The 11235-nt window shown below is 69.9% G+C and carries 14 protein-coding genes; 11 read left to right on the forward strand and 3 right to left on the reverse strand.

Annotation, left to right across the window (positions count from 1 at the left end; all coding sequences use genetic code 11):
• The first annotated feature begins 185 nt into the window (after positions 1-185).
• The 3 genes from Q9R47_RS11750 to Q9R47_RS11760 all read left to right on the forward strand — a co-directional run bounded on the left by Q9R47_RS11750 (position 186) and on the right by Q9R47_RS11760 (position 2105).
• On the forward strand, positions 186-827 hold the full coding sequence (locus Q9R47_RS11750; RefSeq protein WP_311233372.1) for a LysE family transporter: 642 nt from the start codon (positions 186-188) through the stop codon (positions 825-827).
• A gap of 92 nt (positions 828-919) precedes the next feature.
• Positions 920-1540 (forward strand): ParA family protein, encoded by a 621-nt coding sequence (locus Q9R47_RS11755; RefSeq protein ID WP_311233373.1) that lies wholly within the window; start codon positions 920-922, stop codon positions 1538-1540.
• Between the two features lie 97 nt (positions 1541-1637).
• Positions 1638-2105: a MaoC family dehydratase gene (locus tag Q9R47_RS11760; RefSeq protein ID WP_311233374.1), complete on the forward strand. Its 468-nt coding sequence runs from the start codon at positions 1638-1640 to the stop codon at positions 2103-2105.
• 19 nt (positions 2106-2124) lie between these two features.
• Here the strand turns inward: Q9R47_RS11760 and Q9R47_RS11765 are convergent, their stop codons facing one another.
• Positions 2125-2460: a DUF4148 domain-containing protein gene (locus Q9R47_RS11765; protein ID WP_311233375.1), complete on the reverse strand. Its 336-nt coding sequence runs from the start codon at positions 2458-2460 to the stop codon at positions 2125-2127.
• Between the two features lie 132 nt (positions 2461-2592).
• Here Q9R47_RS11765 and Q9R47_RS11770 point away from each other — a divergent pair, with 132 nt between their 5' ends.
• The gene (locus tag Q9R47_RS11770; protein ID WP_311233376.1) at positions 2593-3525 is read left to right on the forward strand and encodes a LysR family transcriptional regulator; all 933 of its coding nucleotides are present in this window, start codon (positions 2593-2595) and stop codon (positions 3523-3525) included.
• 36 nt (positions 3526-3561) lie between these two features.
• Here Q9R47_RS11770 and Q9R47_RS11775 read toward each other — a convergent pair whose 3' ends face one another.
• A complete protein-coding gene (locus Q9R47_RS11775; RefSeq protein WP_311233377.1) occupies positions 3562-4041 on the reverse strand; it encodes a tRNA (cytidine(34)-2'-O)-methyltransferase in 480 nt (159 codons plus the stop codon).
• 111 nt (positions 4042-4152) lie between these two features.
• Positions 4153-4869, reverse strand: coding sequence for a ComF family protein (locus tag Q9R47_RS11780; protein WP_311233378.1), 717 nt, complete (start codon positions 4867-4869; stop codon positions 4153-4155).
• Positions 4870-4919: 50 nt separating this feature from the next.
• Between Q9R47_RS11780 and Q9R47_RS11785 the strand changes: the two genes are divergently transcribed.
• The 7 genes from Q9R47_RS11785 (at position 4920) to Q9R47_RS11815 (ending at position 11188) form a co-directional block, all read left to right on the forward strand.
• Complete coding sequence (locus tag Q9R47_RS11785) at positions 4920-5846, forward strand: biotin synthase (protein ID WP_311233379.1); 927 nt, start codon at positions 4920-4922, stop codon at positions 5844-5846.
• A gap of 525 nt (positions 5847-6371) precedes the next feature.
• The gene (gene coxB / locus Q9R47_RS11790; RefSeq protein WP_311233380.1) at positions 6372-7544 is read left to right on the forward strand and encodes a cytochrome c oxidase subunit II; all 1173 of its coding nucleotides are present in this window, start codon (positions 6372-6374) and stop codon (positions 7542-7544) included.
• Between the two features lie 63 nt (positions 7545-7607).
• Complete coding sequence (ctaD, locus tag Q9R47_RS11795; RefSeq protein ID WP_311233381.1) at positions 7608-9245, forward strand: cytochrome c oxidase subunit I; 1638 nt, start codon at positions 7608-7610, stop codon at positions 9243-9245.
• A gap of 28 nt (positions 9246-9273) precedes the next feature.
• Positions 9274-9384, forward strand: coding sequence for a cytochrome oxidase small assembly protein (locus Q9R47_RS11800; protein ID WP_217284567.1), 111 nt, complete (start codon positions 9274-9276; stop codon positions 9382-9384).
• A 10-nt stretch (positions 9385-9394) separates the two neighbouring features.
• Positions 9395-10012 (forward strand): cytochrome c oxidase assembly protein, encoded by a 618-nt coding sequence (locus Q9R47_RS11805; protein ID WP_311233382.1) that lies wholly within the window; start codon positions 9395-9397, stop codon positions 10010-10012.
• The gene (locus Q9R47_RS11810) at positions 10009-10239 is read left to right on the forward strand and encodes a DUF2970 domain-containing protein (protein WP_311233383.1); all 231 of its coding nucleotides are present in this window, start codon (positions 10009-10011) and stop codon (positions 10237-10239) included. The genes Q9R47_RS11805 and Q9R47_RS11810 overlap by 4 nt, the downstream gene beginning before the upstream one ends.
• 64 nt (positions 10240-10303) lie before the next feature.
• Entirely contained in the window at positions 10304-11188 is an 885-nt protein-coding gene (locus Q9R47_RS11815) for a cytochrome c oxidase subunit 3 (RefSeq protein WP_311233384.1), read from the forward strand.
• Positions 11189-11235 lie beyond the last annotated feature (47 nt).

The raw sequence follows: 11235 nt of genomic DNA on the forward strand, positions 1-11235 counted from the left end.
TGTCGGCAGCGATCGGTTCGGGAGGGATGGACGGCGCGCGGCGCAGGAGGGCGTGCGGACGGACCGCGGCAGCGGTCGCGTTGCGGCACGGGCGGCGCGCCGGGACATTGTGCAACGTTAACATCCCGTGCTGCCGCACCGGCCGCGAAGCCGGCGTCCCCCTCTTTCTGCAGCGCGTCCTTCCCATGGAATTCCACACCTGGCTCGCCTTTCTGGCGGCATCCTGCCTCATCGCCCTCTCGCCCGGCTCGGGCGCGGTGCTCTCCATGAGCCACGGCCTCGCCTACGGCGTGCGCCGCACCGGCGCCACCATCCTGGGACTGCAGCTCGGCCTGCTGCTCGTGCTGGTGATCGCCGGCGCGGGCGTGGGGTCGCTGCTGCTGGCCTCCGAAACCGCCTTCGGCGCCGTGAAGGTGCTGGGCGCGTGCTACCTGATCTACCTCGGCTTCACGCAGTGGCGCGCGGGCGGCGCCGCGTCCCTGCTGGACGGTGGCGAGGGCGTGCCCGCGGGTTCCTGGCGCAGGCGCTGCGCGACGGGCTTCCTCACCAACGCCACCAATCCCAAGGGCATCATCTTCATGGTGGCCGTGCTGCCGCAGTTCCTGACGGAGGCGCGCCCGCTCTGGACGCAGCTGCTCGCCATGGCCGCGACGACGGTGGCCGTGGACCTGACGGTGATGCACGGGTATGCGGCCGGCGCCAGCGCGCTGCGGCGCCTGCTGCGCAGCCCGCGCGCCGTGCGCAACCAGAACCGCGTCTTCGGCGGCCTGCTCATGGCGGTGGGCGCCGGGCTGTTCTTCGTCAAGCGCGGCGGCCAGCACGCCTGAGCCGGCGGCACCGGCCGGCTTGCGCGGTCACGGCGCAGCGCTACCATCGGCGTCCCGCAACGCACGCATTCCGCCATCGAGGAGAGTCGCACATGCCCATGATCGCAGTGGCAAACCCCAAGGGGGGAGTCGGCAAGTCCACGCTTGCCATGAACGTGGCCGGCTTTTTCGCGAGCCAGGGCCACACCGTCGCCCTGGGCGACCTGGACCCGCAGCAATCGTCCCGGCTCTGGCGCAGCCTGCGCCCGGCCACGGCCCGGCCCATCGCCGACTGGGAGACCCCCCAGGGCGCCGCGCTGCGTGCGCCGCGCGACGCCAGCCACGCGGTGCTCGACACCCCCGCCGGCCTGCACGGCGCGGCGCTCAAGGACATGCTCAAGCTCGCCGACAAGGTGCTCGTGCCGCTGCAGCCCAGCGTCTTCGACATCTTCGCCACGCGCAGCTTCCTCGACGAGCTGGCCGCGCACCGGCAGGCAGCCTCCACCCGCATCGGCATCGTCGGCATGCGCGTGGACGGCCGCACGATCGCGGCGGACAAGCTCCAGGAATTCGTGGAAGGGCTCGGCCTGCCCGTGCTCGGCATGCTGCGCGACACGCAGAACTACGTGCACCTCGCGGCGCAGGGCCTGTCGCTGTTCGACGTGGCGCCCGGCCGCGTGGCGCGCGACCTGGAGCAGTGGCGCCCCGTGTGCGACTGGCTGGCCGCCGACTGAACTCCGGCTCCCGTCGCTATCGCCCGGCCGGAGCGGGTCGTTGCCCTGTCGCCGGCCCGACATGCCGCCATGCGCCCGCCGCACTACAGTGCGGTGCATGAAGAAGACCTTCCATTCCTATTCGGAGCTGGCCGCCTGCGTCGGCAGCGAGGTGGCCGTCACCGAATGGATCCCCGTCACGCAGGAGCAGGTGAACCGCTTCGCCGAGGCCACGGGGGACCACCAGTGGATCCACGTCGATCCCGAACGCGCGGCGCAGGGTCCGTTCGGCGGCCCGATCGCCCACGGCTTCCTGACGCTCTCGCTGCTGCCGCGCTTCTTCGAGGCGGCCTTCGACATCGAGGGCGCGCGCATGGGCGTCAACTATGGCCTCAACCGCGTGCGCTTCATGTCGCCCGTGCCGGTCGGCAGCCGCCTGCGGGCCCGGCTCACGCTGCTGGCCTGCGAGCCGGCGGCGCCGGACGGCGTGCAGATGACCTGGCAGGCCACCATCGAGCGCGAAGGCGCCGACAAGCCGGTCTGCGTGGCCGAATCGCTCACGCGCAATTACGGCGCGCCGGCCTGATCCCCCGGCGGCAGGGATCTCAGTGGTCGCCGCTCACGATGGTGTGCGCGCGGGCCGCGGCGATCGCTTCGGCGCGCACCTGCTCGCGCGTGGCCACCTGGGTATTGCCGTCGGACTGGCCGGACAGCGCCAGGGGCGCGGGAACGTTGCTCCAGTCGCCGTCGCGCGGCAGCGTGCCGTTCTGGCGGGCGGCCACGAGGTCGGCGACCACGGCTTCGCGCGTCAGCGTGCTGGACGTGGCCTGGTTCACGGCCGGGTAGTGGATCCAGTCGGTCTGCGTGCCGGTGTCGGCCTGGGCCGAGAAGGCGCTCAGGGCGATGACGGCGGCGGCGAATGCGAGAGGCTTGCGGTTCATGGTGTGTTCCTTTCCTGTGAGTGGATGTCTTCACTGTACGCAGGGTTAACCCCGGGAAAAACCGTGCCGCCGGCAATGATTAATTCGTGAAACTGAAATAATCTCGGTCCGTCACGTCTCTTCGTTTCAGTGATGGACAGATTGCTCACCATGCGCGTGTTCCAGGCGGTGGCCGACGAAGGCGGCTTCGCGGCGGCCGCGCGGACGCTCGATCTCTCGCCCGCCGCGGTCACCCGGCTGGTGGCCGACCTGGAGGAGCACATCGGCACGCGGCTCCTGCAGCGCACCACCCGCAAGGTGTCGCTGACCGAAGCCGGCGAGGCGTACCTGCTGCGGGTGCGCAGCATCCTCGCCGACGTGGACGAGGCCTTCGCGGCCGCGCAGGCGCACACCTCCGACATCGCCGGGGTGCTGCGGCTGCTCGCGCCCCCGGCGCTCGCCGTCCACATCCTCGCGCCACTGGTGGCGGAGTTCCGGCGCCTGCACCCGCGCGTGGTGCTGGACATCCACGTCGACTCCGCGGTCGAGCCGGCCATCGGCGACTACGACGTGACGCTGCTGGGTGCCGACGAGCGCTACAACGCCAATGTCATCGCCCGGCCGATCGTCTCGCTCGACGGCATCCTCTGCGCCTCTCCCGAGTACCTGCGCGCGCACGGCATTCCGAAGGTGCCCGACGACCTCGCGCGGCACCAGTGCCTGCTGCGCCGCTTCGCGGACGCCCGGCCCCGGCTGCTGCGCCTGACCGACCCCACGGACGCCGCCCGGACGGTGGACGTGGCCGTGCAGCCCGTGTGCGTGGCCAACCACATCGACACGCTGCTGCGCGCCACGCTGGACGGCGCGGGCATCAGCGCGCAGCCGCTCGACCTCGCAGCGCCCCACCTGCGCGACGGCCGCTTGGTGCGGGTGCTGGCACCGTGGACGACGGGGCGCTACACGCTCTACGCGGCATTCCCCAGCCGCAAGTTCATGCCCGCCCGCACGCGCGCCTTCCTGGATTTCCTGGGGCGGAGCACCCGCTGGTCCATCGAGGAGGCCCTGCAGGTGCCGCCGGTCGCCTGATGCGGCCGAAGGCGGCTCCGCAGGCGGCGTCGGGCCTCACGCGGCCGGTGCCGGCACCGAAAAACCGTTCTGCCGCCACGCCTCGTACACCGTCACCGCCACCGCGTTCGACAGGTTCAGGCTGCGCTGCCCCGGAACCATCGGCAGGCGCAGCCGCTGCGCGGGCGCGAACGAGTCGCGCAGCTCGGGCGGCAGCCCGCGGCTTTCGGCGCCGAACACGAACCAGTCGCCGGGCGAGAACAGGGTTTCGTACACGGTGTGCACCCCGTGCGTCGTCATCGCGAAGATGCGCTCCGGGTCGGGCTGTGCATCGCGCAGGAAGGCCGTCCAGCCCGCATGCACCCGGACTTCGGCGTACTCGTGGTAATCGAGCCCGGCGCGCTTCATGAGCTTGTCCTCCATCGAAAAGCCGAGCGGCTCCACGAGGTGCAGGGTGCAGCCCGTGTTGGCGGCCAGGCGGATCGCATTGCCCGTGTTGGGCGGGATTTCGGGCTCGACGAGGACGATGTGGAACATGGAAGCTATTGTGGGGTGGCGTGCCGCGGCGCCGTGCGACGCCCTGGGCGGAGTTCGTTAAGAAACGTTACAAATGCCGAGTCGTCGGTTCTCCGGCAGCGGCGGCCGCCGCTACCTGGTCCGCGCCACGACCAGCGCCCCGACCTCGCCGGCACCTGCCTTGTGCAGCACGGCTGCCGCCGCATGCAGGGTGGCGCCGGTGGTCATCACGTCGTCCACCAGCACGATGCGTTTCCCCGCCAGCCGGCCGGCCCGCGCCGGGTCCACCGCGAACACGCCTTCCAGGTTGCGCAGGCGTCCGGCGCGCGAGAGCGTGCTCTGCGCCTCGGCATGCCGCAGGCGCAGCAGGGCGCGGGATTCCGTCTTGCCCGGCGCCAGCGCCCGGGCGAGCAGGGCCGACTGGTTGAACCCGCGCTCGCGCAGGCGGGCAGGGGCCAGGGGCACCGGCACGACCACGTCCGCCGCGTCCAGCAGCGGCTCCGCCCACGGCGTGCTGCGCAGCAGCAGGGCCAGGCTGTCCGCCCAGCCGGGATCGGCGCGGAACTTGAATCCGGTGAGCGCTTCCGCCCACGGGTAGCCGTAATCCACCGCGGCCACGCAGGCCGACAGCGGCGGCGGGCGCACGAGGCACTCGCCGCACCGCCGCACGCCCGCTGGAACGGGCAGGGCGCAGGTCGCGCAGCGGTGCCGGGGCTGCGCGAAGCGCTCCGCGCACCCATCGCACACGCGCCGCGCCGGCCACGACCGGCAGAAGGCGCACTGGCTGGGCACGGCACGGGCCGCGCCGGAGAGCCGGTCCGATATCCCTGAGAGCCACCGATTCCACATCGCCTCAATATACTGCCCGACCCGCTTCCCGCCGCTTCCTGTCCACCCCGATGTCCGCCCCCTCCGACCGCCAGCTTCCTCCCACGATCGACCCGGCTGCCGCCGCGCGCTGGCATGCGGGCGCGCCGGGCGCGTCTCCCTGGCTGCACGAGGAGGTCGCGCGCCGCATGGAAGACCGGCTGCAGTGGATCCGGCAGGCGCCCGCCGCCTGGGCGGACTGGGACCCGGTGCGCGGCGGCCTGCAGGGCCACGCGCTGGTGGCGGCGCGCTATCCCGGCGCCGCCGCGTGGATCGCCGAGACGGTGCCGCGGCACGTGCCCATGGCCCGCGAGGCGCTCGGCCAGCCGTGGTGGAACCCGCGGCGCTGGACGTCCGGGGCCGTGCAGTTCGGCGTGCCGCCCGACGGCGGCGTGCAGATGCTCTGGGCCAACATGGCCCTGCACCTCTCGGCCGACCCCCAGGCCCTGATCGCCCGGTGGCACCGCGCCCTGGCGGTGGACGGCTACCTGATGTTCTCGTGCCTGGGGCCCGACACCCTGCGCGAGCTGCACGCGCTGCATGCCGCGCTGGGCTGGCCGCCCGCGGGGCATGCAATGACGGACATGCACGACTGGGGCGACATGCTGGTCCAGCAGGGCTTCGCCGAGCCGGTGATGGACATGGAGCGCATCACCCTCACGTTCGCCACGCCCGCCCGGCTGCTGCAGGAGCTGCGCGAACTCGGACGCAACCTCCATCCGGCGCGCTTTCCGGCGCTGCGGGGGCGGCGCTGGCGCGAGCGGCTGGAGCAGGCGCTGGCCGACCGGCTCGCCAGCCCGGAGCACGGCGGCCAGCTCGCGCTGACGTTCGAGATCATCTACGGCCACGCCTTCAAGCCGGCGCCCCGGCTCAAGATGAGCGAGAGCAGCGCCGTGTCGCTGCAGGACATGCGCACCATGCTGCGCCAGGGCCGCGCCGGCGGGGCCGGGCCCGGCTGACGCGCCGCGGCCGGCGGGTTTTCCCCGGGCTGCCCGCACCCCGGCCCGCGGTGGGTGCAAGCTACAATTTGAGGGTTTCGGACACTGGCGGCCCGCGCGGCCGCTCCGGGTGCGGAACGCACGGCGCACGCCGTCCCGCCTGCCGCGTTCCCGAGCGCGCGGCGCCCGTGCGCGCCGCCTCCGCCCCCCGATGTCGCGGGGCCGCATCCTTCCTTCTCATGGTTTGTACGAAGCCGGGCCGCGGATGGCGCCTGCGCTCTTGCAATCGCGCCACGGGGACGGCATGCTGCGCAATGCAAGGCACGCTGCCCCTTCCGGCAGTGTGGTGAGACGAAGAGACAACCCGTGCAGCGCCGCCGGCATTGCACGTTCCGATTTCAATGGCACCGGGTTTCGCGGACCCCGTGGCGCCGCGCGGCAGGGCCGCCGCGCCCCGGCCCGGGCCCGCATGCGCCGGAGCGCCGCCCGACCCCACGCGGGCGCGCTTTCGGCAAAAGGTTTGATTGAGGCTGAGAAGTGAGAACTATGAAGAAAAGCATTTCCAACCTGCTGCCTTCGTTGCTGCTGCTGTGCGGTACCTGGGTGGGGGGCGCCGCGCAGGCCGTGCAGGACCTTCCCGGCGGCCCGGCCGTGCGACAGCTCAATCTCGCACCCCCGGTCACGCGCATCGCCGAGGAGCAGCACTTCCTGCACTGGATGATGCTGGTCATCTGCACGCTCATCTTCGTGGGCGTGTTCTCGGTGATGTTCTATTCCATCTGGAAGCACCGCAAGTCGCAGGGCGCCAAGCCCGCCAACTTCCACGAATCCGTCACGGTCGAGGTGATCTGGACCATCGTCCCCTTCATCATCGTGATCCTCATGGCCCTGCCGGCCACCAAGGTGCTCGTGGCCCAGAAGGACACCACCAACGCCGACCTCACCGTGAAGGTCACCGGCTACCAGTGGAAGTGGGGCTACGACTACATCAACGGCGAGGGCCAGGGCCTGGCCTACGTCTCCACGCTCGACAGCAGCCACCGCCAGCTCTCCGACAGCGGCAAGGTCGCCGACGCGCCGCCGGACTACCTCCTCAAGGTGGACAACCCCCTGGTGGTGCCGGTCGGCAAGAAGGTGCGCGTCATCACCACGGCCAACGACGTCATCCACTCGTTCATGGTGCCGGCGTTCGGCATCAAGCAGGACGCGATCCCCGGCTTCGTGCGCGACACCTGGTTCCGCGCCGACAAGGTGGGCGACTACTACGGGCAGTGCGCCGAGCTCTGCGGCAAGGAGCACGCCTACATGCCGATCCACGTGAAGGTGCTCTCGGCGGCCGACTACACCCAGTGGGTGGCCGGCGAGAAGAAGAAGGCGGCCGCCAAGGCCGATGACCCGAACAAGGTCTGGACGCTCACCGACATCGTCGCGCGCGGCGAGAAGGTGTATGCCGCCAACTGCGCGGCCTGCCACCAGGCCAACGGCAAGGGCGCGGGGCCCATCAAGCCCCTCGACGGCTCCGCCATCGTGAAGGACGAGGACCATGCCAAGCAGATCCAGATCGTGCTCAAGGGCGCGGCCGGCGGCGCCATGCCGTCGTGGGCGCAGCTGAGCGACACCGATCTCGCGGCCGTGGTGAGCTATACCAAGAACGCCTGGTCCAACAAGACCGGGCAGATCGTCCAGCCCGCGGAAATCGTGGCACAGCGGGGCAAGTGAGCGGCACGCCGCCCCCGCCCCACGCCCAGCAGAGCCGACAGCCAGAGCATTGAGGAACCCGACATGAGCGCAGTTCTCGACAACACCGGCCACACCGCCGGCCACGCGCACGACCACCACGACCATGCGCACCACGGCCCCACGGGCTGGCGCCGCTGGGTGTTCGCCACCAACCACAAGGACATCGGCACGCTGTACCTGCTGTTCTCGTTCACCATGCTGATGATCGGCGGCTTCCTGGCGCTGATGATCCGCGCCGAGCTGTTCCAGCCCGGCCTGCAGATCGTGAACCCCGAGCTGTTCAACCAGTTCACCACGATGCACGGCCTCATCATGGTGTTCGGCGCGATCATGCCGGCCTTCGTGGGCTTCGCGAACTGGATGATCCCGCTGCAGATCGGCGCGTCCGACATGGCCTTCGCGCGCATGAACAACTTCAGTTTCTGGCTGATGATCCCCGCGGCGATCATGCTGGTGACCTCGTTCTTCATGCCGGGCGGCGCGCCCGCCGCCGGCTGGACGCTCTACGCGCCGCTCACGCTGCAGATGGGCCCGTCGATGGATGCCGGCATCTTCGCCATGCACATCCTGGGCGCCTCGTCGATCATGGGCTCGATCAACATCATCGTGACCATCCTCAACATGCGCGCGCCGGGCATGACGCTCATGAAGATGCCCATGTTCGTCTGGACCTGGCTCATCACCGCCTACCTGCTGATCGCCGTGATGCCCGTGCTGGCCGGCGCCATCACCATGACGCTCACGGACCGCCACTTCGGCACCAGCTTCTTCAACCCGGCGGGCGGCGGCGACCCGGTCATGTACCAGCACATCTTCTGGTTCTTCGGCCACCCCGAGGTCTACATCATGATCCTGCCGGCCTTCGGCATCATCAGCCAGATCGTGCCGGCCTTCAGCCGCAAGAAGCTCTTCGGCTATGCCTCCATGGTGTATGCCACCTCGTCCATCGCCATCCTGTCGTTCATCGTGTGGGCCCACCACATGTTCACCACGGGCATGCCGGTCACGGGCCAGCTGTTCTTCATGTACGCCACGATGCTGATCTCGGTGCCCACGGCCGTGAAGATCTTCAACTGGATCGCCACCATGTGGCGCGGCTCCATGACCTTCGAGACGCCCATGCTGTTCGCGGTGGGCTTCATCTTCGTGTTCACCATGGGCGGCTTCACGGGCCTGATCCTCTCCATGGCGCCCATCGACATCCAGCTGCAGGACACCTACTACGTGGTGGCCCACTTCCACTACGTGCTGGTGGCCGGCTCGCTGTTCTCCATGTTCGCGGCCTACTACTACTGGGCTCCGAAATGGACCGGCGTGATGTACAGCGAGGCGCGCGGCCGCATCCACTTCTGGGGCTCGCTCATCACCTTCAACATCACCTTCTTCCCGATGCACTTCCTGGGCCTCGCCGGCATGCCGCGGCGCTATGCCGACTACCCCATGCAGTTCGCCGACTTCAACATGGTGGCGTCCATCGGGGCATTCGGCTTCGGCTTCATGCAGGTGTACTTCTTCCTGGCCGTCGTGCTGCCCGCGATGCGCGGCAAGGGCGAGCCGGCGCCGCAGCGTCCGTGGGAAGCCGCGGAAGGCCTGGAGTGGGAGGTGCCTTCGCCCGCGCCCTTCCACACCTACGAAACCCCGCCCAAGCTCGACGCATCCGCCACCCGCGTGATCGGCTGACGGCAGAGGCCGAGAAGGAGCACGCGATATGGCGACACCCGAGCAGAAGAAAGCCAACCTGCGGATGGCCATCATCCTGGCGAGCATCGCGGTGGCCTTCTTCATCGGCTTCATGGTCAAGATGACGTGGCTGCACTGACCTCCCCGCCATGAGCCGACGCCGAGAGAACTTCCGCATGGTGGGCAAGCTGGCCGTGATCTCGGCCGGCATGTTCGCGTTCGGCTACGTGCTCATCCCGATCTACAAGCACATCTGCGAGGTCACGGGCATCAACATCCTGTCGCTGTCGGAGCGGCAGGTGCCCGGCAACGGCGTGGCGGGCCGCGACGTGAAGCTGCCCGCGAACACGCAGGTGGACACCAGCCGCACCATCACGGTCGAGTTCGACGCCAACGCGCGCGGCCCGTGGGACTTCAAGCCCGCCCGCTCCTCGATCCAGGTGCATCCCGGCGAGCTGGCCACGGTGATGTACGAGTTCCAGAACGTGCAGAACCGCCGCATGGCCGCGCAGGCCATCCCGAGCTACGCGCCCCGGCAGGCGGCCGCGCACTTCAACAAGCTCGAGTGCTTCTGCTTCAGCCAGTACACGCTCGAGCCCGGCGAGAAGAAGGAGTGGCCGGTGGCCTTCGTGGTCGATCCGCGCCTGCCCAAGGACGTGACCACGATCACCCTGTCCTACACGTTCTTCGAAGTGGGCGGCAAGACCCCGGCGGCCCCGGCCACCGTGTCCGCCGCGCCGCGCGCCCCCGCGGAGGCCGGATCGTGACCGGCTCGCGCCACGACCCCGCCCGGGTGCCGACGCAGGCGCCGCGCGCCGGTTCGTGGTGGCGCACGGTGCGCGCCGTGGCGTGGTCGCTGCTGGGCATCCGCAAGGGGGCCGAGTACCAGCAGGACACCGAGCGCATCGGCCCGCTGCACATCATCGTGGTCGGGCTGGTGGCGATCGTGCTGATCGTGGGCGGCCTGATCGCCCTCGTGAACTGGGTGGTGTAGCCCCCCCCGCGACGCCAGCCCCCGAGACACCGCATACGACAAGAAGGAAAGACAGGAGCCAGCCATGAGTGCAACAACCCCCCAGGGCGCCACGCCGTACTACTACGTTCCCGCGGAATCCCGCCACCCGGTCATGGCGGCCGCGGGCCTCTTCTTCGTCATCCTCGGCGCCGGCCAGTGGATCAACGGCCACGAGTGGGGCAAGTACTCGCTGTTCTTCGGCCTCGCTTGGTGGCTCTTCGTGCTCTACCAGTGGTTCCGCGACGCGGCCCGCGAGAGCGAGGGGGGCCTCTACGGGCGCAAGATCGACCTCTCGTACCGCTGGAGCATGAGCTGGTTCATCTTCTCCGAAGTGATGTTCTTCGGGGCGTTCTTCACGGCGCTCTGGTGGGCGCGATCGCACTCCGTGCCCGCGCTGGGCAGCCTCGACAACGCGCTGCTCTGGCCCGACTTCAAGGCCGCGTGGCCCAGCATCTCCGCCGGCGCCACGGCCTCGCCGGCCGGCATCGTCGAGCCGTTCCAGACCGTCGGGCCCTTCTGGCTGCCCACCATCAACACGGCGCTGCTGCTCACCTCGGGCGTCACGCTCACCATCGCCCACCATGCGCTGCGCGAGAACCACCGCAGCCGGGCCGTGGGCTTCATGTGGATGACCGTCGTCCTCGGCTTCGTGTTCCTCTGCGTGCAGGGCTACGAATACTTCCACCTCTACACCGAGCTGAACCTCAAGCTCAGCTCCGGCGTCTTCGGCTCCACGTTCTTCATGCTGACGGGCTTCCACGGCTTCCACGTGTTCGTGGGCATGCTGATGCTGCTGTTCATCACGCTGCGCCTGCAGAAGGGGCACTTCACGGCCGAGCGCCACTTCGGCTTCGAGGGTGCCGCGTGGTACTGGCACTTCGTGGACGTCGTGTGGCTGGGCCTCTACGTGCTGGTGTACTGGCTCTAAGGCCGGGGCCCTGATCCAGCAGGGCCCGGCCGGCACGGCTGCGGGCC

Source organism: Acidovorax sp. PRC11, assembly GCF_031844105.1.
In the GTDB taxonomy this organism is placed as follows: domain Bacteria; phylum Pseudomonadota; class Gammaproteobacteria; order Burkholderiales; family Burkholderiaceae_C; genus Paracidovorax.

Bases quoted from the DNA above. Each gene is read 5' to 3' on its own strand.
- Q9R47_RS11750 (WP_311233372.1), top strand. From the start codon at position 186: ATGGAATTCCACACCTGGCTCGCCTTTCTGGCGGCATCCTGCCTCATC.
- Q9R47_RS11755 (WP_311233373.1), top strand. From the start codon at position 920: ATGCCCATGATCGCAGTGGCAAACCCCAAGGGGGGAGTCGGCAAGTCC.
- Q9R47_RS11760 (WP_311233374.1), top strand. From the start codon at position 1,638: ATGAAGAAGACCTTCCATTCCTATTCGGAGCTGGCCGCCTGCGTCGGC.
- Q9R47_RS11765 (WP_311233375.1), bottom strand. From the start codon at position 2,460: ATGAACCGCAAGCCTCTCGCATTCGCCGCCGCCGTCATCGCCCTGAGC.
- Q9R47_RS11770 (WP_311233376.1), top strand. From the start codon at position 2,593: ATGGACAGATTGCTCACCATGCGCGTGTTCCAGGCGGTGGCCGACGAA.
- Q9R47_RS11775 (WP_311233377.1), bottom strand. From the start codon at position 4,041: ATGTTCCACATCGTCCTCGTCGAGCCCGAAATCCCGCCCAACACGGGC.
- Q9R47_RS11780 (WP_311233378.1), bottom strand. From the start codon at position 4,869: ATGTGGAATCGGTGGCTCTCAGGGATATCGGACCGGCTCTCCGGCGCG.
- Q9R47_RS11785 (WP_311233379.1), top strand. From the start codon at position 4,920: ATGTCCGCCCCCTCCGACCGCCAGCTTCCTCCCACGATCGACCCGGCT.
- coxB (WP_311233380.1), top strand. From the start codon at position 6,372: ATGAAGAAAAGCATTTCCAACCTGCTGCCTTCGTTGCTGCTGCTGTGC.
- ctaD (WP_311233381.1), top strand. From the start codon at position 7,608: ATGAGCGCAGTTCTCGACAACACCGGCCACACCGCCGGCCACGCGCAC.
- Q9R47_RS11800 (WP_217284567.1), top strand. From the start codon at position 9,274: ATGGCGACACCCGAGCAGAAGAAAGCCAACCTGCGGATGGCCATCATC.
- Q9R47_RS11805 (WP_311233382.1), top strand. From the start codon at position 9,395: ATGAGCCGACGCCGAGAGAACTTCCGCATGGTGGGCAAGCTGGCCGTG.
- Q9R47_RS11815 (WP_311233384.1), top strand. From the start codon at position 10,304: ATGAGTGCAACAACCCCCCAGGGCGCCACGCCGTACTACTACGTTCCC.